The sequence below is a fragment of the Macrococcus sp. DPC7161 genome (assembly GCF_004117835.1).
Lineage (GTDB): Bacteria > Bacillota > Bacilli > Staphylococcales > Staphylococcaceae > SDSC01.
The window spans coordinates 58,059-82,851 of sequence record NZ_SDSC01000002.1; the positions used below are offsets into that span (position 1 = coordinate 58,059).

Below are 24,793 nucleotides of genomic sequence, written 5' to 3' on the forward strand. Positions count from 1 at the left end.
GCAACTCTGAAATTGAGCTGCGTGTAAAAAGGCATATAAAGAAACATTGCAAAAAATGCAATGACTTATAAGCACTTTCCTACGCTAGCATCAACTAGATCAGGTTCAAAGGGTTCGAGTTTCCTCGTCTCAGTATAAACACCCCTAGTGCGTTAATTAATTTATTTGTTAAACATACTTTAACCAACTTACAATTTAAAGTCAAGATGAATATAATTTACATCATTATATGTGAAGTACATCACAAATTCAAATAAAAACAACTTCATTTATGAACATTATAACAAACTTAACAGATTCCAATATTCCTTGTATAAATATATGATATATTTTATCTATTGTTTTATAATGAGATTAATCATAAATAAGGAGTGTTCTTATGCAAAAACCAGTTAAGACCATTGAAGACACGTACACAACAAAACCAATCGTCGAAGGTATCGTAGGATCTGTCGCAATGAAAGAAGTTATGATGGATAAAACACCATTTCGCTATTTATTACGCGCGATGATGTCAGGATTCTTACTTTCAATCATGACAGTACTCATGCTCGCTGTTAAAACACAATTTGCAAGTGCTAATAATCCTGGGCTAATTAATTTACTTGGCGCCATTTCATTCAGTATCGCCCTCGTATTCATTGTTATTACAGGCGCAGAGTTATTAACAAGTAACTTTATGTTCTTTACTGTTGGACTTTACTACAAAACAGTTACATTTAAAAAAGCAATGACTTTATTCTTATATTGTTTCCTGGGAAATATTTTAGGTGGATTCGTATTATTCGGTTTGATGTATGGTACTAAAGTCATGACACCAGAAATGATTGCCGCACTTACAAAAACAGTTACAGTTAAAACGGTAGACTCTACATGGTTATCCATCTTAATCAAAGGTATCTTCTGTAACTTCTTTATCAATATCGGTATATTAGTTGCGTTAATGTTTAAAGAAGGCTTAACAAAGACATTCTTTATTGCAGTAGGCGTTATCATTTTCGTATTTATGGGATATGAACACGTTGTTTACAACGCTGGATTATTCGCTGGTATGGTATTTTATAATTTTGACGGTGCATCTTGGATCGATGTACTTAAAAACATCGTATTTGCATTCATTGGTAACTATATCGGTGGAGGTATCTTAATTGGTTTATACTTTGCATATTTAAACGGCACACGAGACTAATAAAACGGTTAAAATGCGTACAGCACCGAGTAAAACAAATAAAAAAGAGTTTGGGATATTCGATTTTATTCGAAAACCCAAACTCTTTTTTGTTTATTATTTTATTACTTTATTATTTTTGTTTTAAAGCTGCTTCTTCACGATGGTGTCCACGTAAGAAGTAAATTGCTTCCATAATTAATAAGAATACGATACCAATAATTACTGATACACGTGTATCTGCATTAATTAACATACCTGCTAAAACTAAGAATAAGAACCCTAAAGTTAACCAGTTTGTAAATGGTGCGCCTGGCATTTTGAATGGGTGATCTTTTAATAATTCAGGATGTCTTTTTCTAAATGACATTTGACTGAATAAAATCATGAACCATGGAATCATACCTGGTAAGATAGATGCACTATAAACATAAACGAAAATATTTTCTGAACCGTCTACAATCATAGGTAATACGATGTTTAAAATAACACCAACAAAGATACCGATTGAGATTGCTAATACTGCATAGAAAGGTACGCCTGTTTTCATAACTTTAGAGAAAATCTTTGGCATTTGACCTTTATTACTTAAAGTGAAAATCATACGACTCGCACTGAAGATACCTGAGTTACATCCACTCATTGCTGCTGTTATAACTACGAAGTTAATTAAACCAGCTGCAACTGTAATACCAACTTTAGCAAATGTTGCTACGAATGGGCTACCTACGTTACCTAATTGATCCCAAGGATAAACTGTTACGATAACGAAAATTGCACCGATATAGAAAATTAAAATACGCCAGATAACGCCGTTTACTGCTTTAACAATATTCTTTTGTGGATCTTTCGTTTCACCTGCTGTAATACCAATTAACTCAACCCCTTGATAAGAGCCGACTACCATTGATAATGCAAAGAAGAATCCTAAGATGCCTTTAGGGAAGAAACCGCCATGTTCAGTTAAATTACCTAAACCAATTGCTTGTCCATTATTACCTAAACCAAAGAAAATTAATCCGAAACCTGCAACAATCATTAAGATAATTGTTACAACTTTAATCATTGCAAACCAGAATTCAAATTCACCAAATGCTTTAACAGATACTAAGTTCGCTAAAGTCAAAGTAACAATAACGATAACACCCGGAACCCAGCTTGGTAAATCTGGCCACCAATACTGCATATACTGACCAACAGCAATAACTTCACTCATCCCTACCGTTACCCATTGGAATATGTTACTCCAAGCAGTAATATAACCCATTGAAGGGTGAATGTAGTCACTTGCGTACTCAGCAAATGAACCTGTTGTTGGATATAAATAAACCAACTCTCCCATAGCACGCATAATTAAAAATAAAAACAAACCTGCAACAAAATACGCAAGTAAAGCTGATGGCCCTGTCCATTTAATCGTACTAGATGCACCCATGAATAAACCTACTCCAATTGTTCCTCCAAGTGCGATCATTTGTACTTGCCTTGAACTTAGACCACGTTGTAAATGATTCTCTTCCATTCTTTTCATCCTTCTCTCTTATATAAGTATAACAATTTCTTTTCAGAATTTTTTCAACAAAGCAATTATACTATAACTCACTTCACATTGAAAGCGTTTTCGCTTTAATGCGTAAAATTGTTGAAATATTAGGGTTTTCCCTTAGTAAAATCAAGGCTTTATTTTACAACATGTTCTTTAAATTGTTAATATAAGGATGAAAAGAATCGAAAGTTTGTGAAATAACCAATATTTTATATTTTATATATTTGCACAACTCATTTTATTAATATAATAAGTAAATTAATCTATGTGGTTAATGTGTCACTTCAGAAGTTGCAATACCAGTAACCGATTTAACTTTTACTTCATCAAACTTCTCTTGTGATTCTTGTCTACCTAAATAAGTACCTAAAAATGCAGCAATAAATCCTGCTGGTACAGAGAATAATGCTGGATTTGCTAATGGAAATATTGGGTCTGCTTTAATAAATGCGGTACCTGCTGGATTCATCACATTCGGACTTAATGCTACCAATATTAATGATGTTGCTACACCAACAACCATACCAATAATCGCACCTTGTGTATTGAACCTTTTCCAAAATATTGTAAATACAATCACAGGTAAATTCGCACTTGCTGCGACACAAAATGCTAGAGAAACTAAGAATGCGACATTTAAGTTTTGAGCAAATAACGCTAAAATAATGGATAAAACTGACACTGCAAGTGATGCAATTTTTGCTGCTTTCATTTGTTCTTTTTCACTTACATTTCCCTTTTTAATCACTTCGCCATAAATATCATGTGCAAAAGCTGATGCACCTGATAAAACAAGCCCTGCTACAACAGCAAGGATGGTTGCAAATGCTACTGCACAAACAAATGACATCAACAAATCTCCACCTAATTTATCTGCAAGCAGTGGTGCCGCCATATTACCTGCTGGATTGGCTTTAATAATTTCCTCTTTTGATAATAAACTCGCCGCTCCGAACCCTAAGAAAATGGTTAATATATAAAATATACCTATAATCCATGTTGCCCACATGACTGAGCTTCTAGCAGTCTTTGCATCTTTTACGGTAAAGAAACGCATTAAAATATGTGGTAACCCTGCTGTCCCAAAAAGTAAGGCAATTATTAATGAGATATTATCTAAAGGTGATTTACCTTGTGATCCTGGATTAATAAAATCACTTTTTAATTCTGGTGACTTTATATTGTGCATCGCACCAAACATTTTAGAAATACTAAAATCAAAATGCATCAATACTAAAAATGAAATAATAATAGTCCCTATCATTAATAGCACTGCTTTCACCATTTGTACCCAACTTGTTGCTGTCATCCCACCAAATAACACATAAATCGTCATCATAATACCTACAATAATTACTGCCCAAGTATAAGGAATGTGGAATAATAATTGAATCAATGCTCCCGCACCAACAAGTTGTGCTAGCATGTAGAATATTACGATTGTGATAGAAGATACCGCAGCAGTTGCACGGACTTTCTTTAACTCAAATCTTGCAGCAATCATATCAGCCAACGTATATTTCCCTAAATTTCTTAGTGGTTCTGCCACGATATATAAAACGACTAAATAGGCTGTTAAATAACCGATACTATAAAAGAAGCCATCAAATCCCCATAAAGCGATAGCACCCGCTATACCTAGAAATGATGCGGCAGATAAATAATCTCCTGCTATGGCCAAACCATTCTGCCAACCTGTAAGACCGCCACCAGCAGTATAAAAATCACTTGCCGAATTGGTTCTTTTTGATGCGAAATAAGTAATGATCAATGTTAAACTTACAAAAAATAAAAACATGACAATAACCGTACTATTCATTTATTTACCCCCTTTTATGGTTTGCAATAATTTGTTCAGAAGCTATGTCAAATGACTTAGCCTTACGCATATACAAAGTTACAAGCGTCCAAACCATGACAAATAATAAAAAAGCGTACAACCAAGCATAGGAAATATTCCAAAATGCAATGGTATTTAAAATCGTTGTATATCCTGTTAATATTGGAAAAAGTAGTGTTGCAACAATAAAAAATAGTGTTAATGGAAAGATAAATTGATTTCTAGATTTTACTAATGATTTAAAATTTTCACTCTGCGCTATTTTATTGTAATCATACACAATATCCAACCCCCTTGTTTATTTATTGTAAATATACAACTATTTATAGGTTATTAAATTGTCAGAATATTGTCAATATTTAATGATAGCGCTTCCACTATAGAAATAAAAAAGACTCAAGACATAGCGTCTTGAGCCTTTCATTTTTGTATGTCATATCCTTTTAATTTTTAATTGCATTAACATGAAATAATATTAATTAAATGACCATCTAAGTCTTCGAACATTGCACTATAAAACCCATTCACATGCTCTGCTTTTTTCACTACTTTTCCACCTAATTTTGGAATTAATGTTACCAATTCATCAATCTTTTCATCTGCATCTACAGATATTGAAATCAGTACTTCTCCTTTACGTGGCTGAGCAAACGTATTGGTTACATTCTCAAGTTCTCTACGTTCAACCATAATCATTACCGTTGCACCAACCTAAAACGCACACATCACAGCTTCAGTTTCTGGATTTTTATTAATATTAAAGCCCATGCCACTATAGAAAGCTTCACTTTTTTTGATATCAGACACTGCAATATTAAACCACATAGAATTAATCATATGCTTACTTATACTCTCTTTAATTCCATTATTCACTAATATATTGTAAAGGACGATTATTATTTTTTCACGAATATTTTGTAAATTATCCTTTACAATACCACTTTTCCATACATTTTTATATTTCACTATTTTTAAAAGAATAGATAATCGCAATTAAAGCTAAAAATACAATCGCTGCACCAACAATGGTCAACATTTGTATAGAAACTCCACTGGCAATAATCATCCCACCAATCATCGATCCTAACGCCATACCAAATTGAGTAGATGATGTGCTAAAGGTTTGATTAAATCCTGCACTATTTTTATTAATAAGTATTAAACGTGTTTGTGTTGGTGCGTTTAATGCCCAACCTAACATACCAAATCCAATCATACTAATAACGAGTAATATCAATATATGATGTGTCACTATAAAAGATAACATCACAAATACATAAATGGTTAATAGGCTGATCATCGTCTTTTGAATGCCTAATCTTTCTACAAAAGTACTACCTAGCGCACTACCCAATATACCACTCACACCAAAAGTTAAATACAATAAACTCACTGTACCCGCTTGGTAGCCCACTTGATTTAAATAAGGCGTTAAATACATATAAAATGTACTTTGACCTACAAAAAATAAAAACGATGTCATATGTGTATAAAAAATACGTTTGTCTTTTAGCACACCCCATTGTTTAAAAAATGACGCCGTTTTAATCCCCGAGATTTCTGGCATTAACAGAACAATCAATATGAGAATCAAAGCAGATAATATACTTGTACCAATAAATATCATTTGCCAACCAAAATACTCTGTAATTAAAATACCAAGTGGAATCCCTAGTACCAATGAACCACTGATACTCATCATAATGACACTAATGGCTTTTGTTTGATAACTTTCCTCAACTACACGGACGCTTAGTGATAACCCAAATCCAATAAGCATAGATACGCAAACCGCTAGTAACATACGTGATGCCATTAACATCCAAAATTGCGTACTAAAAGCACTAGCTAAATTGCCAATAATAAATAAAATGATAAAGCCTATTAACAACTTTTTCTTTTGCATATGTGCTGTATAAGCCATAATAATCGGTCCAGCAATTGCAAAACAGATTGCAAATACCGTAATCAAATTGCCTGCTACTGGTATTGACACATTAAAATCTTGAGCGATATACGGTAATATGCCTGATAACACAAGTTCTGTTAATCCTGCTAAAAAAGTAAGTACTGCTAATAATATGAGTTGTTTATTCATGTTCCCTCCAAAAAAATAAGCACCTTCCATTATGGAAGGCGCTGCATAATGCCAACAATTTTCATTGTCACCTATTCAACAATATTATAACGTGTTTTTTGATTTTGTAAATATTAGCATCGAACATAACGACGTTTAAAGCCTATTCTATCTTTCTCAACTGCTTTATTGATTTCACTCAATGCATCAAGTTGACCTGGTTTTTTTGTATCTTTTCTTATTACAATTACACCTATTTCCTGGGCAATCTGTATGGCTTCTTCATGTAAAGGTAAATAAGACACACCTACTGCAACAATAAAGTTCTTAATCGCAATTTGGACACGTTCTGGTGCATCATTTATTTCTTGTTTTGCACGATGCATTAAAGACATAATTTTGTTTTTATCGAAGTAGTCGTCTTTTCGATGGCCTAATAACCAAGTATATGTACACCAACCACCTGAACGATGCAATGCTTCTTGATGATCTAGCCATTCATCTGCCACTTCTTGTGCAATATCAGATTCTGAGAGTGTCACCGCTACGACATAGTCAGAAATCATATAGAAATAAGCTTGGTCCATCCAACGGTTGAAATCTGCTTTTGTCATTGCTTGAGGATCTGCAATCACCCCTGCAAAATACATCGCATCATAGTTACCTGTCTCATATAATTGCTCTGCTAAAGCTTGGTCTTTCTTAATGGCTTTACGCATGGGCTTCATAGAACCTGTCGTCACACCAAATAATGGCTCGACTGCACCATTTGACATATAAATCTTTTTCGTACGTTCTTTACCTAATGCCTCAAGATTATCCATGACTTCTTTAAATTCCATTAGTTATCCCCCTCACCTAAAAAACGAATTATTTCTTGTGTAATTTCCTGCTTATCTTGACCATGTGTCATTAAATGCCCACTATTTTCATATGCTTGCAATACACTCTTTTTAAGGTGCTGATGAATGTATTCAGCACTTTCTTTATATGTAATATCATCTCTATCACCATACATCACAATCACTTCACCTTGAATTTGATCAAGTTGACTCATAATGTCATCAATCATCGAAATGAATTTTTGAATACTTTCCGTATAGGCTTCAATATGACCAGTATTCGGTTCTGCCATTTCAAATTGCATACCGAATGTTTGATACATTCTACTAGCATATTGTGCTAAACGCATTTTCAAACCGTCTAAGTCTTTCTTCATTGGTACACTCATGACAGCAGTACGTTTGATTAGGTACTTTTCTGCCAGTTTTAAAGTAAATAATCCTCCTAATGAAACACCAATCACAGCAACAGTTTCATAAGTCTCGACAAGTTTTAAATACGTTGATTCAACTGTTTGCCACCAATCATCTATATCACATTGAATAAATTGCTCTATAGGTAAACCATGCCCAGGATATGAAGGCACTACTGCCGTATATCCAACTTCATTTAAAGCTTCTGCTAATCTTTTAACATCACGAACTGTGCCGGTGAATGAATGCAATAACAATACCGCATGCTTATTCCCTTCTAACACGATAGGTTTAGGTGATTTTATCTTCATATTTGCCTCCGATATTCTATTTATTTTAGTATATCAAATATGAAAAAAAGAACTGGACAATTTTGCCCAGTTCCTAACAATCATTTATTATTTTCTAATGTTGACTTTCATCAAAATGTGCTTCTTTCAAACGTTTTGGATAATCTACTAACCAGAACGTTGCATTCGGTACTTCTTTCGGATCTGGATGATATACAGCATATTTTCCTGATCCTTTTTCTTTTTTCTGTCTTTCAAAGTCTTTCAAGGCTTTAATTGCAGGTTTATGTAGAATCCAAATCGCTATGACGTTAAGCCATGCCATCGTACCTACACCTAAATCACCCATCGCCCAAGCAACATCAGCTGTTTTAACCGCACCATAAACAGCCGCTACTATTAACAAGAACCTTGTAATATTCATCCAAAGTTTTGTAACACTTGCTTTTTTACTACGTGTTAAATAAGAAATATTCGTTTCTGCAATATATGCGTAAGCTAAAATTGTCGTAAAGGCAAAGAAGAATAAAGCAACCGCTACAAAGTATGAACCAAATCCTGAATATGAAGGATCAAATTTATAGCCACTACCATGTAACACTTTATCAATACCTGCTTGAACATACATTGCTGTTCCTGAAACATCTTTCGAACCATCTACCGCTTCAACATAAATACCACCGTCATGAATTAAATGAGGTGTGCCATCTTTATTTGTCGTACCGTCAGTTGTATTAAATGTTCCTGATAATAAAATAATTAAAGCTGTAGCTGAACATACAAATAACGTATCGACATAAACAGAGAAAGCTTGTACTAAACCTTGTTTCGTCGGATGAGAAACTTCTGCAGCTGCTGCAGGGTGTGGTCCTGTACCTTGACCTGCTTCGTTAGAGTATAATCCACGTTTTACACCAATTTCAATCATCGCACCAAAAATACCGCCAAATGCTGATTCCATGTTAAACGCTGATTTAAAGATTAATACAAATAATCCAGGTACTTTATCAATATTTAAAACAATAATGAAAAGTGCCATACCAATATAAACCATTGCCATAAATGGTACGACTGCTGTCGCAACATTTGCAATCCATTTTACGCCACCAAAAATAATTAAACCTAAAATCACAGCTAAAATAATTGCGATTACCCATTGATTAACACCAAATGCGTTTTTCATTGAACTAGAAATCGCATTTGCTTGTACCCCTGGTAATAATAACGCCGTTGAAACAACTGCAATAATCGCAAACGCAATGGCGTAAATGCGTCCAAATCCACCTTTGATACCTTGCTCGATATAGTAAGCTGGACCCCCACGATATTCACCATTTTCTTCACGCTTATAAATTTGTGCAAGTGTTGATTCAAGAAATGCTGAACTTGCACCTAAAAATGCAGTCATCCACATCCAAAATACTGCACCTGGTCCCCCTAAGAAAATTGCTGTTGATACACCGACGATGTTACCTGTACCAACACGACCAGCTAAAGATAATGCAATTGCTTGGAAACTCGAAATACCCGTTGGTGATTTCTCCCCTTGAAACATCAAACGAATCATTTCAACGATATGACGTACTTGGAAAAAGCGCATCATCAAAGAAAAAAAGATACCCGTCAGTAGTAAACCGTAAACAAGTGGTTTACTCCAAACAATTTCATTTAAGAAACTCACAATCCCTTCCATATACATACCCCTTTGCATATTTTTTGAATATCATTTGAATATTAAACCTTTTTTTATTATATATATTCAAAAGCGTTTTTTCAAGGAGTTTTCTAATTATTCTGATTATTTATAATAGATAAGATTTTTTTACAATGAATAACATAATAAAAAACAAAAAGACGAAGCATCATGAAATGCTTCATCCTTATTAACCTTATGTACTATTTAGTTTGTTCTAATTTTGCTTCTTCTTCTTCAACTTCATGTTTTAATTCATCTTCATGATAGTTGAAATATCTATTTGATAAATATTGCTGTAAGATCAATACGACCGCACCTACAGCCCAATATAATGGCAATGCAGCAGGCATGTTTAATCCTGCAAATAAAATCATTGCTGGACTTAAAAATACCATCATTTTCATTTGACTATTCATTTGTTTTGCCATATCACTGTCGTTTTCATCAGGTGCTGGCATATATTTTAATGATAATAGTGATTGCACTAAGTACATTGCCCCAGCAATAATCGTCATCGTTAAATCTTTCGTTCCTAAGTTAAACCACAGGAAATTTTGACTCGCAAGTTCTGGATTATGTGATATTGCAAAATACAATGCCATTAAAATTGGCATTTGAATCAGTATTGGTAAACATCCCATATTCACTGGACTTACATCATGCTTTCTATACAATTGCATCATTTCTTGAGTATATTGTGTCTTTTCTTCTTGAGTTGTTGCAGATTTAATTTTCTTATTGATTGCATCCATTTCTGGTCGAATCAATTTCATTTTTACTTGTGTTTTCTTTTGCTTTTTGAATGAATAGAACATGAATGGCATTACGACAAAACGTACAATTAATGTCACAATAATTAATCCCATACCATAGCTATTACCAAAAAATCCTGCAAAAAATTTAATCATTGCGATAAACGGTTCTACTAATGTTTTATGAAATAAACCATTATCTTGTGGCCCACATCCTCCTAAAAATAATGGCAATACAACTAATAATCCTAATAAATACTTTTTCACTTTACGTCCTCCATTTGTAATTTTTTTATATTTAAGAAACTAGGACGATGGGTTTCATCAGATAGTTTGGGCAGCGCTTGGCGACGCCACTTTAAGAGCGGAGCGTCTCTCAATATGATCGGTGCTTTTTGATGTTTTTGCTTTGTAGACCTTGTATACTTTTGAACCTTTACCGTTGTCTTAATATGCATATATATATAAATCAAAGTCATCACTATCGGTAAATAATGCAACATTCTAAATGCAATATACATTACAAACCATTCATCACTTAATACACTTAACAACCAATCCATCATACGCTCACCTCCTTATCAATTAACCTCACTATCATAATATAAAATGATATGAAATGCATAACATTTATTGCTATTTCTCCATTATTCAAATCGTAATATTTACGTTTTGGTGACATAAGTATTATAATATTGATTTATAACAATACAGTTTATTGGAAAAAATAAATCTAGCGTGGAGGAAATAGTATGATTACAATTATCGGCGGTGGCATTCAAGGTGTCACAATAGCCTTAAAGTTAATAGATGAAAAAGTCGCGACGACAAAAACGCTACGTATTATCGACCCAAATCCATATTGTCATCAATGGATGTCGATTACGAATAAAATTGAAATGGAATATTTACGTTCAACGAGTGTACACCACGTACATCCAAATCCTTTTCATTTAAAGCAATATGCGAAACTTAACCAATATGCACAAGGCTTCAGTGGCTATTATAAACGCCCTCAACTTGAGATGTTTAATACGCATATACATGATCAAATTAAATCTTATCAATTAGAAGATTGTCATATCTACGATAAAGCAATGGCACTTCATAAAGCAGGCGACATTTATCATATCCAAGGAGAACATGGTGTTTACAAAACAGAGCAAGTTATCCTAGCGACAGGGATGATTCATGTTCATCATATTCCTGAGTTTATGCAAGATGTTGATAACAATAGATTTACACATGTTTTTGATTATAATCAACCATTAGACCATTCAATCGATGTTGTTATTGGTGGCGGTATAACAGCAGCACATACTGTACGTAAACTGACAAAAACACACCCTGTTACATTGATTATGCGTCACGATATTCGTGTACATGAATTAGATGCTGACGGTGGATGGTTAGGCCCTAAAAATGCGCCACTATTAAAAAATGCGAAAGACTATAAAGAACGACGTCAAATCATTACTGAGGCACGTCATAGTGGCTCAATGCCAATGCATTTAAAACAATCACTATTACATTTACAACAAAATAATTTACTTACGATTATTAAAGACGACATTCAATCAGTCAATGAATCATCTATTCAAACAACAAACAAAAATATCTCTTACAATAAAATCGCATTAACAACAGGATGTTCTAAACAACTTACAGATGACCCATTTTTAAAACAAATCATCGAGCATTTTAATCCAAACATCGCACCATGTGGCTATCCAATTGTTGAGCCTACTTTAGAATGGTTCGACAATGTATTTGTTGCGGGACCACTTGCTGAGCTTGAACTTGGTCCAATGTCACGCAACATCATTGGTGGTAGAAAAGCATCTCAAATCATTGCTGCATCTATTGCATAGAAAATTAAACTAGAAAAAGAAAAAAATAAAGAACCAATAAATCAAAAGTGATTTATTGGTTCTTTATTTTTGTTTATGTTGAAAACTGATGTTCCAACACTTACGTTTCACACGAAACTTTATAATCTCTCAATCATTTCTTTCATAATGACTAAGTGATCTCCATCAATATTTAATAGTTCCGCACGTTTTAATTTATTAATTTGATTACTCATTGATTCTCTTGAAATGCATGCCATACGGCTTAATTGTGTTACGTTAATTACATTACGTACACGATAATATAAGTCATGTTCATGTCCAATTTCTTTACCTAAATACAGCAACAACTGGATTACCTTTTCTTCAATCGAACGACTTGCATACAATATCATTCGATTATCTTCAGACTCCATCACACGACTCATTTCTTTAAATAAATGAATCATGATGTGGTGATATTTATTCGCTAAATATTCTAACGCCTCTTTTTGAAAATAAAGCACTTGTGTTTCATGCATTGCTACAGCTGTTTGTCGATATTCTCCTTGTACAAATAAAGAAGATAAAGGTAATATTTGAGGGCGATGTGTGAAAACATCCATTTCATTTCCTCCAGCATTTGTCGATTCTAACATTAAATAGCCATGTAATAGCATAAATAATTTATCAGACGGCTCTCCTTGCTGATAGAGGATCTGACCTTTAGGGACATCTTTATAATACAAGTAATGTTTAATTTCTTCGATTTCTGCGCGCTCTGCTTTAATGAAATCTGCAAACTGCTTTACTTTATATTCAAATAACGGCGAATTGCTTTTAGCACTTAATATCATGACGGTCTCCTATTTAGTAATTAATGTACCTGCAGTTCCTTCAAACGCACGGTAAGCATTTTTTAAATCGGTAATAATGACTTTTTTATCCTCGCCACTATTAACAAACTCTAATGCTGCTTCTATTTTTGGTAACATGCTGCCTTTTGCAAATTGACCTTCTTTAATGTATTGTTCTAATTCTGATGCTGTTGCACGTTCTAACATTTTTTGATCTGGCTTGTTAAAGTTAATATATACATGATCTACTGCTGTTAATATCAAAAGTATATCAGCATTCACTAATTCTGCCAATTTTTCACTTGCAAAGTCTTTATCAATAACTGCTTCTACACCACGATAACCTTCTTCTAAACGAACAACAGGCACACCGCCACCACCACAAGAAATTGTAATGTTGCCGTGGTCTACTAAGTCATTAATAATCGGTGCTTCGATGATATTGATTGGATGTGGACTTGCAACGACTTTGCGCCAACCACGTCCGGCATCTTCTTTAAATGTCACACCTGGATTACTTTCCATTTCTTTTTTAGCTTCTTCTTCTGTATAGAATGGTCCAACAGGTTTAGTTGGATTTTGGAAAGCTTCATCATTTGGATCAACTTCTACACGCGTTAAAATTGTTGCTACATTACGTTCTAAATGACAGTGATCTAACATTTTTGATACTGCGTTTTGGAACCAATAGCCAATCATACCTTGGCTCATCGCACCACATACATCTAATGGCATTGCTGGTGTACGTTCAGAGTCACTTTCTTTTTGTTGAATTAACATGGCACCAACTTGTGGTCCGTTACCATGAGAAATGATGACTTCAACATCATTCATCACGAATTTTTCTAATTCACTCACTGTATCCTCAATCGCATGTTGCTGTGCAACACTAGTACCTTCTCCAGTTTGAATCGCATTACCGCCTAATGCAATCACGACACGTTTATTAATCATTGTATTTACCTCCTTTAAACATGTGAGCTGAGGCTTTCGCCTCAGCTAATTATATTTTTATTTCCTTGGATGCTTTAAAATACTGTAATTTTACCACTAACCATAAAGTAAACACCGATGATTGCTAATATTGTTAAACCAACAAATAATATTTTATCTGTGCTCGTAATTGGTTTGTTGTTCGCTTTTTGGACTTTTTGGTACACCATAATTCCTGGGAAATAAAGAATCATTGTTAATAATAAGTACTCTAATCCAGCTGCATATACTAACCAAACACTATAAATACTTGCAATGATACCGATGAATAATTGTTTGCCTCCGAGTTTATGTTCAGCAGAGTATTTCACTTGATAAAACGCACTGAATGCATATGGAATCAAGATTGCTGAAGATGCTAAACTGAATGCAAAGTTATAGGCTTTATCAGTAAAGATTAAAGTTAAGAAGAATAGTTGTACTAAGATATTAGTAATTAATAATGAATTTACTGGCGCATGGTTTTCATTTTCTTTAGCAAACCATTCAGGGAATAAATTATCTTTCGCTGCTAAGTAAGGCACTTCACCAGCAAGTAAAGTCCAACCTAGCCATGCACCTAATACAGAGATAATTAAACCGATATTAATGAAGTATGCACCCCATTTACCAACAATTGCTGCCATTACAGTACCCATTGAAGGATTTGCAAGATCAGCAATTTTACCTTGTTCAATCACACCTTGCGCTAAAATAGTGATTAACATATAAACAATCAATACACTGATTAATCCTAATACTGTTGCTTTACCTACATCACTACGTTTTTTTGCACGACTTGAGAAGACTACTGCGCCCTCAATACCAATGAATACCCATAATGTTACTAACATTGTACTTTTAACTTGGCTCATTACATTACCAAAGTCAAAGCCATTTGATACACCTTTAGTCATGCCATAGAAACCAGCCATAAATGTATCAAAGTTAAATGAAACTACTAATAATACGATGAATACAAAGATTGGAATCATTTTTGCAATTGTAACAACCGTATTAATAAATGTTGCGCTTTGTACCCCACGTAAAATTAAGAAATGTACACCCCATAGTAATATTGATGCAACAATAATACTTGGAATATTGTTACCACCTTTAAACGTTGGAATAAATACACCTACTGAAGTCATTAATAATGTACCGTAAGCGACGTTTCCTAAAAATGCGCTTACCCAATAACCCCACGCAGAGTTAAATCCCATATAATCTCCGAAACCTTCTTTAGCGTAGTTAAAGATACCACCATCCAAATCCGGTTCCATAGTCGTTAAGTTTTGGAAACTAAATCCGAGTGCGATCATCCCAATACCAGTGATAATCCACCCAATAATAATCGCTAAGCCACCTGCACTGCTACCCATGTCACTGATTAGGTTAAATGCGCCTCCACCAATCATTGACCCGATTACCATCGCAATCAGTGCGAATAGTCCTAACTTTTTACTTGCATGTTCTTCCATGATCATTCCCTCCTTATTAAGGCACATGTGGCGTAAAGGAAGCGTATGCTTCCTTTACAGGGAATCTCTAAAACATTATTTCTCTACGCCACATAATGCTGCCATTACCGCTTTAATTGTGTGCATTCTGTTTTCTGCTTGATCGAATACTCTTGAATGTTTGCTTCTGAATACTTCGTCTGTTACTTCCATTGCGTCTAATCCATATTTTTCTTTAATGTCTTTACCATAAATTGTTTCTGTGTCATGGAATGCTGGTAAGCAGTGTAAGAATAATACATCATCATTGCCAGTCATTTTAATCATGTCCATGTTCACTTGATATGGTGTTAATAATTCAATTCTTTCTTTAAATTTATCTTCTTCACCCATTGATACCCATACGTCAGTGTAGATAACATCTGTACCTTTCACCGCTTCTTCAACATTATCAGTAATCATTAAAGTACCACCATCTAATTCACAACGTTGTTTTGCAAGATCAATAATTTCTTGGTCTGGGAATAAAGATTTTGGTGAGCAAATACGAACGTTAACACCAAGTTCAGCACCTGCAATCATAATTGAATTCGCTACATTGTTGCGGCCATCCCCAACATAAGTAAATGTAATGCCTTCTAATTTGCCGAATTTTTCTTTTACAGTTAAGAAGTCAGCTAGCATTTGAGTTGGATGCCATTTGTCAGTTAAACCATTCCATACAGGAACGCCAGCAAATTCACCCAATTGTTCAACAGCATCTTGAGAGAAGCCACGGAACTCAATACCATCAAACATACGTCCTAATACTTTCGCTGTATCTTCAACAGATTCTTTTTTACCTAATTGAATATCATCTTTACCTAAGTATTCTGGATGTGCACCTAAATCAATTGCTGCTACTGTAAATGCACAACGTGTACGAGTTGATGCTTTTTCAAATAATAAAGCGATGTTTTTACCTTCCATATAACGATGTGGAATACCTTTTTTCTTCATGTCTTTTAACGTTTCAGCAAGTTCAATGAAGTATAAAAATTCATCATGTGTGAAATCAATTTCTTTTAAGAAGTTACGTCCATATAAATCTTTTCTTAATAATTTTCCAGTTAACATGTTAATTCCTCCAATACTTTTGTATGAATATGTGTTGTTCAAGTTTTTCTTCGTATCTTTATTGAATGTTTGGGGCTTTTGCCCCAAACATTGAATTTATTATTCTAAGTCTTCACGGAATAATGGTTGGCTCATGCAACGTGGGCCCCCTCTTCCACGAACAAGTTCACTACCTGTAAGTTCTATTACACGAATACCTTTATCACGAAGTAATTGGTTAGATACATAGTTTCGATCGTATGTAATAACAACACCAGGTGCGATACATAATGTGTTAGAACCGTCATTCCATTGTTCACGCGCTGAGATGATAGGATCTCCTCCACCACATGGAATGAATTCAATTTCAGGAATACCTAATACTTCTTCTAAAGTTTCTTTTAAGTTAGTGCGATGTGTAATTTTAACTTCTTTTTTGTTGTTTTCATCTTGTTCTAAAATGTAGCAGTTGATTTGACCATCTTTTTTCTGAATACCAGCATGAATTGTAAATTTATCATAGTCGATCATTGTGAATACTGTATCTAAGTGCATGAAAGTTCTTGATACTGGAATTTCTACAGCAACGACTTTTTTGAATGCATGATTTGGATCATCAAATAATGAACGTGCTAATTTTTCAATCGCTTGTGCAGAAGTACGTTCTGAAACACCAATTGCTAATACTTCTTTACTTAATACAAGTTCATCTCCACCTTCAATGTTGAATGGGCAATCACGGTCTAACCAAACAGGAATTTCTGAATCTTTGAAGTCTGGATGGTATTTAATAATGTAATCCATAAACATTGATTCACGACGACGTGCTCTCCAGAACATTCTGTTGATTGTTACACCATTACCAATACTTGCATGTGGGTCACGTGTAAAGTAAAGGTTAGGCATTGGGTCTAAGTAGAATGGATAACGGTCATCCATTAATTCTACTAAACGATTACCTTTTGCTCGAATTTCATCTTTACGAACACCTGCCATTACTTTTTCAACAAGTTCTTTGTTTGAAAGTTTAGCAAAGTATTCTTTTAACTCTTCTTCGTGACCTAAAGTTGTTTTTTGAGATTCCTCTAAGATTTGATCGATAAATTGACGACGAATTTTTTCATCTGCAATTGTTTCAGTCATCAAATCTTCTAAATAAAGGACCTCTACTCCTTCATCCCTTAAGATTTGTGCAAATTGATCATGTTCTTTTTGTGCCACTGGTAAGTACGGAATATCATCGAATAATAAACCACCTAAATAGTCTGGAGTTAAGTTTTCTAACTCTTTGCCAGGACGTTTTAATAAGACTGTTTTAAGTTTTCCGATCTCACTTGTGACATTGATTGTACGTTTTACCATTTTTGTTTCCTCCCTTATTGTTTGTTCCTTATGTCTTTATTATAAAAGCGCTTCCATTTTTGTATCATGGCGAGATGCACATAATTTTTGTGAGAAATTTCACAGAAAAAATAGTACATTTTACACTTTCTTGTATTGTTATGCAAAGTTTTGAATATTAATGTTTATGCGTGTATTTTTTATACTATTAGCATAATAAAGCAATGCTCATATCATCAAAAAAAGCCTTGATATATCAGGGTTCCAACTAATATCAAATAAAAAAAGATGATACCTCCTTAGAGATATCATCTTTATCAAAATTGCTTATGCAGTTTATTCAATTATTTCTTATAATCGTATGTCACTTCATCTAACTTCTCATCATATAATACAAATAAATCATGTCCATCAAAGAACCATAAATCCGATTCATTCACATAGAACGTAATACCCTCCACTGTAACACTTGAAGCTGCTTCTTCATCATCAGGATCAATTGTAAATGCCAATGAAAAATTTTCGCGAATCTTACTCGTACCATAGATTTGGGAGAAGAAACGTACTTTACTACCCTCACCTAATTCAACTTCATCTTTGAACCATTTTAAAGCATCTTCGCTGATATTAATTTTAATCATAATTTACTTCCTCCTGATAACGATATATCGATATATTCTTATTATAAATCAAATTCAGGTACACTTGCACACATGATGATTTAACTTCTATACCATTATTAAGTTATCAAAATATTTCGAGATATGAACGGAATATATCCGAACACACATGTAATTGCTATAATTTAATCAATTAGGTATCATTTCACGCGTAAAGGAGAAACTATGAAACTTCAAGATCATGCACTATTCAAACTTGTTATTACTATCATCGGTTCATTAGTCACAGCCATAAGCTTTAATTTCTTTTTAATCCCTCATGGTGTGTTAAGTAGTGGCATCAGCGGTTTAGCTTTACTCTTTCATATCCTGTTCTCAATAGATACAGGACTCATTAACTTACTACTGAATTTACCACTCGTTATATTAGGATTTTTAAAATTACAACGTTCCATCATGATCAATACCATATTAAGTGTTGGGTTCATCAGTTTATTTTTAACACTTATACCTGTTGTTCAAATATCTAAAGAACCTATTGTTGACGTCATCTTCGGTGGGGTACTTTGTGGGTTAGGTGTAGGCATTATTTTAAAATATTCAGGTACAACAGGTGGCATGGATATCGTTGCGATGCTAATCAGTCAACGTAGCAATATTTCAATCGGACTGATTATGACCATCCTTAACGGTATTATCGTAATGTGTTCAGGATTCTTTTTAGGTTGGGATATTGCATTAATGACATTACTTTCAATTTATATTACAGGTAAAACGATAGATACCATCTTTACCGCACATATCAAATTAACCATTAACGTCATTACAACAAAAGGAGAAGCCATTAAACAAGCTTATATCGAAAACATCTATCGTGGCATGACTATAGTTGATACACAAGGTGGCTATTCGAACAAACCTGGGCAGATGATTATGATGGTACTCACGCGATATGAACTACAAGACGCCGTACGTATCGCAAAAGAAATCGATCCAAATTGCTTCATCAACGTTTATGAAACAACAGAAGTACACGGACAATTTGCGAAACGATAAAATATATGGGACATATGTAAACTAAAAGGTTGAGGCATAATTTGTCTCAACCCTTTTTCGTATTATCAGCGGTACAAAAGCAGCAACTGCGGTAAACAACCTCACAATCACTCAAAATCAAAGAACGATTTTGGCTTATGTTCGGTTTTTACTTGTTGCTGAACGCTTTTGTCCCGTCCTCATCCCGTTATTTGTTTATAATGTTCTCTATAATTTTCTGCTAAGTTTGTACTTTCTAATACTTCAAAGATATGAATTGCTTCTTGCATCATGCTTTTACCTGTTTCAATATCCCCTTTTTGATAATAGTAAAAGCCTTTCACATACATAAAAACATTCTTTTCATATAAATATGTTTCTTTATTAATCAATCTTTCAATTTGTTTCATTAGCTTTAAACTTTCTGCTAATGCTCTTCTCTCTAATAGAATGATAGTAATATTAATCAATGTTTTTATTAATATTTTTCGATTTTTACCAATTTCTTTATAGTACACCGTTTTAGTGACCATTTCTTTTGATAACATCACTAACATATTGGTATTAAATAAATGAATGGTGTTTGCAAATAAAATCATTTCATAATAGCACCATTCATCTGTTCCAAGTAAATAGTCTGTGATGATGTCTTTTTCTGTTTCATTCACACAAAATGTTGTATCTACATCTTGTAACATAGCTTTTATCATAATACTGTTTAAGTGGTGGTATTTATTTTGCGTTTCATGAAATAATTTATCCTCATGTTCTATCATGCGTTCTAATTGTCTTATATTTTGAGATAAATGATGTTGATTTAACTGTTGTAATAATAATTCTAAATCTCCTAATTCGAAGTCCTTTAACGAAAACATAAATTCTTCCATAGAGATGTTCATTCGTTCTAATATGATTAATAGCTTACTAAACGTTATTTCACTATCACCGCGCTCAAACTTTGATAACTGAGCCACTGAGAAATTTTCTGAGCAGACTTCTTTTAACGTCAGTCCCCTGGATATTCTAAAGTTTCTAACAATCTCTCCCATATATTTCACTTGACCATCTCCTTTTAGCGCTATAATACATAACTATAAACCGAATTAATTACGAATACAATCATGGTCAAATTATATTACTCAAATAATAAATCTGTAGCAATAAAAAAGAGCGCCGAAGCGCTCAAGTATATGAAGGGGGAGTTTTAAACACCTACTGCAGTCCATGCTGCATAAACATCGTCAGCAACTGCATCGCCATATAAGTCGAATGCAGCTTGCGAGAATGCTTCTTTAGCATCTGCAAAGTTAGATGTAGATGTTAAGTAATTTGTTAAAGCTCTGTAATAAATTTTTTCTGCTTTGGCTTTACCAATCTTAGTGATGATATTGTAAGCCGCTTTATTTGGGATACCTGAGTTCGTATGCACACCACCGTTATCTGATGATGTGTACACATAGTCACGCATATGCGCTGGTTGATCATATTTCGTTGGATCGCTCATGCTGCGAAGTGCGTCACCATACACACCAGGTGTATAAACGTCTTCACCCATTAAGAAATCGCCACTATCTACAAAGTAGCCAAATACATCAGAAATACTTTCATTTAAAGCACCTGATTGGTCACGGTAAACTAAGTTAGCTGTTTCTTGTGTTACACCATGCGTTAACTCATGTGCAATAATATCATCTGCACCTGCAAGCGAAGTAAATACGCGTCCGTCACCGTCACCATAAATCATTTTATCACCAATCCATGCCGCATTATTACGGTTATCGTCGATATAATCAATCGAGTTAACATGTACAATTGATGAAATTGGGCTTCCTAAATTATCATATGAATCACGGTTGTGTACATTTTTAAAATAATCATATGCTTTTTTAGCATAGTAATTCGCATCTACACCCGCACGTTGATTAGATGCTGTGAAATAACGATCTGTATCTGTAATTAAATTATAACGACCTGTTGAATCGTTATAGCTGTATGCAGATAATTTACCTGTATGCGTTAAATCTTCTAAAGCATATCCACCTGTAATTGAGTTAATATTAATTGTTTTTGTATCACCTAATACACCCGTACCTGTACCTATTGTTGCAGCATGTGACAATAAGTTTAGCTTTTCAACGACATCGCCTGTTTCTGCATCAATTTTGACTTGGTAATGTGAAATTTTAGGTGCTACAGTAATCAATTCAATACTATAAACGTATTTATTTTTGTTACCATCGATTTCAACTTTAGCTTTTTTAACGACTTTATCTTTTAAGTTAGATGCTTTATTCTCATCAATTTTTACCGCTTCAAACGCTTTTGAAACTGCCGATTTTTCATCAAGCGTTACAGTATTTGTTGGCTGAACTTCTTTTGCATCTGTTTCACCATTTACCAATACAACCTTACCTGCTTTGTTAACGTGTACTTTGACTTCTTTATTTGTCGCAAATTTACCGTTTTTCTTAGGTTGTAATGTATAGTGCGTGAAACCTAAATCATCTTTATGACTTTTTACAACTTCATAATGCTTGTATAAATTTTTTAATCCCTTAACTTCCTTTAAAGCACTTTTCGCTTCAGCTTTAGAATTAACCTTTTGCTCAAATTTTTGTTGTTTGAATTCATTTTGCTTAGCAAACGTTTCATCCGTTGGTGTTAACGTTGCTAGTAATGCAGCCGATAATGTTAATGGTACTAAAACTTTCTTTGACATAAAAACACTCCATTTCTCTTTTTAAGGTTGGTTTTTGTTAAAAAAGTGTATAAAAAATAAGCATTACTTCTCTCTATATGAATGCTTAATTTTTATTGATCATTAACGTAAGTTCGCTAAGTTTGAGATTGAATCATCTAAAGTAACAACAATTAAAATTCCTAAGCCGAAAGTCATTAATCTTTGTAATTTTAATTTCATGATTGTTTCCTCCTTTTCAATGATTGATATCATCATACACCAGAAAATTAAATATTCTGAAATTTTATCATATATGAAATTAATTAATTTTATCTCACTTATCAAATCATGAACATAACAGTATTCAGCACAAAAAGAAAAATGATGTCGACCTCAATGTTTTTTCATATATGATAAACGACTCGCTCCTTAATTTGTGTAATGCCTCACTTTAATGGGTATATATAACTATTAAAGCCAAACAACTAGGAGTGTTATTATGACAAAGAAAATATTTATTGCAGGTGCAACCGGTTTAATTGGTTATCCTTTATGTGAACGTTTAGTACAAATGGATTATGAAGTTGCAGGATTAACGACATCAGAAACAGGTAAGCAACGGTTAGCTGACATTGGAGTAAAGGGTTATGTTGGTAACATTTTAGATAAGCAACAAGTCATGCAAGCTATCAGTGACTTTCAACCTGACATTGTGATTAACCAAATCACAGATTTAAAGAAAGTTAATATGCAAGATAATGCTAAAGTACGTATTGAAGGTACAAAAAACTTAGTAGATGCAGCATTACAAAATAATGTTTCTAAAATGATTGCACAAAGTTTAGCATTCACTTATGCGCCCGGACCGGGATTTGCAACTGAAGAAACACCATTAGATACAGACAATACAGAATCAAGTCGTAAAGCAACCGTAGATGGCGTTGTTGCGTTAGAAAAAGAAACAAAACGCATACCAGATCATGTCATATTACGCTTTGGCTATTTATATGGACCAGGCACGTGGTATGGTAAAAATGGTATGATTCATAACCGCTTCTACAATGGAACTTTACATGTACATGATGGATTCATCTCATTCATTCACTTAGATGATGCGGTACAAGCTTCACTAGATGCAATTAATTTTGAACCAGGTATTTATAACGTAGTTGACGATGCACCAGTTAAATATGATGAGTGGGCAAATGAATATGCAGAAATGCTTGGAGAGAAACCGGATATTAATGTTACGAAAGCTGAATCGTATGAACGTGGTGCTTCAAATGAGAAGTTTAAAAAACAATTAGGTACTTTAAAATACCCTACTTGGAAAGATGGTTTTGAAAATAAATAATAAATTCAATTTAAGATATAACAATGAAATGTAAAACATTCAATATTAAAACCTATAAATCTGACAAAAACGAGTATAAAAGCTCGTTTTTTTGTTTATTTCAGAAGGACACGAACGAATAGATATACATCTTTTATTCAATTTTAATCAGTATTAAACAACGAATATTATCCTTATTTATAAATCGAGAGTAACAAACAAGAAATAATTAAGAAATGATAAAGAAACATTTGTAACACTATTGTAATGTTAATAAAAAAGGTTTATAGTAGAGACATCAAAGAAATGAGGTCATAACAATGAAAAAATTCGCTAAAGTATTCTTATCAATGAACATCCTATTAAGTGGTTTAACAATCGCTCAAATGACACAACCTAATACAGCAGAAGCTGCGATTAAACCTTATTACGTTTACCACGGCAGCATTGATAATCAAGCGAACTTCTTGTTATCAAATGCCTTCATTACAGCTGTAAAACATAACAATGTAACATTCAATAATGTGAAAATGGATTTAGCATCAGTAAAAGGTGTTAAAATGAAAACAATGCAAGGTAAACTCATTCATGACCATTACTTCACTTTTTATAACCATAAAAAAACAGCATTTAGTGTAAGTTTTTATTTAAATCACTCATTACCTTTAAAAGCAGTCAAAAAAGCTTATGGTAAATATCCTATGAAATATACTAAATTCACAAACCAATACGATTACAACGTTAACGGTAAACATGTCATCTTCTCAGTAGAAGATGGATATGCATCACACGTTTTCTTAGGTAATCGTTAATATGTTGAGGCTGGGACAAAAGCGCTCAGCAACAAGTAAAAACCTCACATGAATCAAAATCGTTTTTTGATTTTGGATGAATGTGAGGTTCTTTATCGTAGTTGCTGCTTTTGTTCCGCTGATATTACGAAAAA

At 33.6% G+C, this 24,793-nt stretch carries 24 protein-coding genes and 1 riboswitch; of the genes, 5 read left to right on the top strand and 19 right to left on the bottom strand.

All coding sequences use genetic code 11. The annotated features are described in order from the left end of the window. Positions 1-59: 59 nt before the first annotated feature. Positions 60-156, bottom strand: a riboswitch (TPP riboswitch). 223 nt (positions 157-379) lie between these two features. Continuing rightward, a complete protein-coding gene (locus ER639_RS03975; protein ID WP_129064477.1) occupies positions 380-1,189 on the top strand; it encodes a formate/nitrite transporter family protein in 810 nt (269 codons plus the stop codon). 112 nt (positions 1,190-1,301) lie between these two features. Here the strand turns inward: ER639_RS03975 and ER639_RS03980 are convergent, their stop codons facing one another. The 11 genes from ER639_RS03980 to ER639_RS04025 form a co-directional block, all read right to left on the bottom strand. Then, positions 1,302-2,690: an amino acid permease gene (locus tag ER639_RS03980; protein ID WP_129064478.1), complete on the bottom strand. Its 1,389-nt coding sequence runs from the start codon at positions 2,688-2,690 to the stop codon at positions 1,302-1,304. A 295-nt stretch (positions 2,691-2,985) separates the two neighbouring features. Next, positions 2,986-4,533 (bottom strand): solute symporter family protein, encoded by a 1,548-nt coding sequence (locus ER639_RS03985; RefSeq protein ID WP_129064479.1) that lies wholly within the window; start codon positions 4,531-4,533, stop codon positions 2,986-2,988. A gap of 4 nt (positions 4,534-4,537) precedes the next feature. Continuing rightward, the gene (locus tag ER639_RS03990) at positions 4,538-4,834 is read right to left on the bottom strand and encodes a DUF485 domain-containing protein (RefSeq protein WP_240663988.1); all 297 of its coding nucleotides are present in this window, start codon (positions 4,832-4,834) and stop codon (positions 4,538-4,540) included. Between the two features lie 179 nt (positions 4,835-5,013). Next, positions 5,014-5,250, bottom strand: a complete 237-nt coding sequence (locus ER639_RS03995) for a VOC family protein (RefSeq protein ID WP_129064480.1) — start codon at positions 5,248-5,250, stop codon at positions 5,014-5,016. A gap of 15 nt (positions 5,251-5,265) precedes the next feature. Continuing rightward, positions 5,266-5,391, bottom strand: a complete 126-nt coding sequence (locus ER639_RS12495; RefSeq protein ID WP_255420562.1) for a hypothetical protein — start codon at positions 5,389-5,391, stop codon at positions 5,266-5,268. 118 nt (positions 5,392-5,509) lie between these two features. Next, positions 5,510-6,652, bottom strand: a complete 1,143-nt coding sequence (locus ER639_RS04000; RefSeq protein ID WP_164993355.1) for an MFS transporter — start codon at positions 6,650-6,652, stop codon at positions 5,510-5,512. Positions 6,653-6,765: 113 nt separating this feature from the next. Next, positions 6,766-7,473 (bottom strand): DNA alkylation repair protein, encoded by a 708-nt coding sequence (locus tag ER639_RS04005; protein ID WP_129064482.1) that lies wholly within the window; start codon positions 7,471-7,473, stop codon positions 6,766-6,768. After that, positions 7,473-8,198, bottom strand: coding sequence for an alpha/beta hydrolase (locus ER639_RS04010; RefSeq protein ID WP_129064483.1), 726 nt, complete (start codon positions 8,196-8,198; stop codon positions 7,473-7,475). Before ER639_RS04010 ends, ER639_RS04005 begins: the two co-directional genes overlap by 1 nt. Positions 8,199-8,292: 94 nt before the next feature. Beyond that, positions 8,293-9,870: an alanine/glycine:cation symporter family protein gene (locus tag ER639_RS04015; RefSeq protein ID WP_129064484.1), complete on the bottom strand. Its 1,578-nt coding sequence runs from the start codon at positions 9,868-9,870 to the stop codon at positions 8,293-8,295. A gap of 203 nt (positions 9,871-10,073) precedes the next feature. Next, positions 10,074-10,892, bottom strand: a complete 819-nt coding sequence (gene yidC / locus ER639_RS04020; protein ID WP_240663989.1) for a membrane protein insertase YidC — start codon at positions 10,890-10,892, stop codon at positions 10,074-10,076. Then, on the bottom strand, positions 10,889-11,191 hold the full coding sequence (locus tag ER639_RS04025) for a hypothetical protein (RefSeq protein WP_129064485.1): 303 nt from the start codon (positions 11,189-11,191) through the stop codon (positions 10,889-10,891). Before ER639_RS04025 ends, yidC begins: the two co-directional genes overlap by 4 nt. Positions 11,192-11,377: 186 nt before the next feature. On the opposite strand from ER639_RS04025, the gene ER639_RS04030 reads away from it, so the two are divergent. After that, a complete protein-coding gene (locus ER639_RS04030; protein ID WP_129064486.1) occupies positions 11,378-12,496 on the top strand; it encodes an FAD/NAD(P)-binding protein in 1,119 nt (372 codons plus the stop codon). Between the two features lie 119 nt (positions 12,497-12,615). Here the strand turns inward: ER639_RS04030 and ER639_RS04035 are convergent, their stop codons facing one another. The 6 genes from ER639_RS04035 to ER639_RS04060 all read right to left on the bottom strand — a co-directional run bounded on the left by ER639_RS04035 (position 12,616) and on the right by ER639_RS04060 (position 18,820). Next, positions 12,616-13,311, bottom strand: a complete 696-nt coding sequence (locus ER639_RS04035) for a Crp/Fnr family transcriptional regulator (RefSeq protein ID WP_129064487.1) — start codon at positions 13,309-13,311, stop codon at positions 12,616-12,618. 9 nt (positions 13,312-13,320) lie between these two features. Further along, the gene (arcC, locus tag ER639_RS04040) at positions 13,321-14,265 is read right to left on the bottom strand and encodes a carbamate kinase (RefSeq protein ID WP_129064488.1); all 945 of its coding nucleotides are present in this window, start codon (positions 14,263-14,265) and stop codon (positions 13,321-13,323) included. Positions 14,266-14,339: 74 nt separating this feature from the next. Then, positions 14,340-15,770, bottom strand: coding sequence for an arginine-ornithine antiporter (gene arcD, locus ER639_RS04045; RefSeq protein WP_483306224.1), 1,431 nt, complete (start codon positions 15,768-15,770; stop codon positions 14,340-14,342). Positions 15,771-15,839: 69 nt separating this feature from the next. After that, positions 15,840-16,859, bottom strand: a complete 1,020-nt coding sequence (gene argF, locus ER639_RS04050) for an ornithine carbamoyltransferase (RefSeq protein WP_129064490.1) — start codon at positions 16,857-16,859, stop codon at positions 15,840-15,842. Between the two features lie 99 nt (positions 16,860-16,958). Beyond that, positions 16,959-18,200, bottom strand: a complete 1,242-nt coding sequence (gene arcA, locus ER639_RS04055) for an arginine deiminase (protein ID WP_129064491.1) — start codon at positions 18,198-18,200, stop codon at positions 16,959-16,961. A gap of 323 nt (positions 18,201-18,523) precedes the next feature. Further along, complete coding sequence (locus ER639_RS04060) at positions 18,524-18,820, bottom strand: HesB/YadR/YfhF family protein (RefSeq protein WP_368665658.1); 297 nt, start codon at positions 18,818-18,820, stop codon at positions 18,524-18,526. A gap of 204 nt (positions 18,821-19,024) precedes the next feature. Between ER639_RS04060 and ER639_RS04065 the strand changes: the two genes are divergently transcribed. Further along, a complete protein-coding gene (locus tag ER639_RS04065) occupies positions 19,025-19,855 on the top strand; it encodes a YitT family protein (protein WP_129064492.1) in 831 nt (276 codons plus the stop codon). A gap of 179 nt (positions 19,856-20,034) precedes the next feature. Here the strand turns inward: ER639_RS04065 and ER639_RS04070 are convergent, their stop codons facing one another. After that, positions 20,035-20,883: a helix-turn-helix domain-containing protein gene (locus ER639_RS04070; protein ID WP_240663993.1), complete on the bottom strand. Its 849-nt coding sequence runs from the start codon at positions 20,881-20,883 to the stop codon at positions 20,035-20,037. A 155-nt stretch (positions 20,884-21,038) separates the two neighbouring features. Continuing rightward, positions 21,039-22,553, bottom strand: a complete 1,515-nt coding sequence (locus ER639_RS04075; RefSeq protein WP_129064494.1) for a M4 family metallopeptidase — start codon at positions 22,551-22,553, stop codon at positions 21,039-21,041. A gap of 460 nt (positions 22,554-23,013) precedes the next feature. Between ER639_RS04075 and ER639_RS04080 the strand changes: the two genes are divergently transcribed. Further along, on the top strand, positions 23,014-23,868 hold the full coding sequence (locus tag ER639_RS04080) for an NAD-dependent epimerase/dehydratase family protein (protein WP_129064495.1): 855 nt from the start codon (positions 23,014-23,016) through the stop codon (positions 23,866-23,868). A 299-nt stretch (positions 23,869-24,167) separates the two neighbouring features. Then, entirely contained in the window at positions 24,168-24,659 is a 492-nt protein-coding gene (isaB, locus tag ER639_RS04085) for an immunodominant staphylococcal antigen IsaB family protein (RefSeq protein WP_129064496.1), read from the top strand. Positions 24,660-24,793 lie beyond the last annotated feature (134 nt).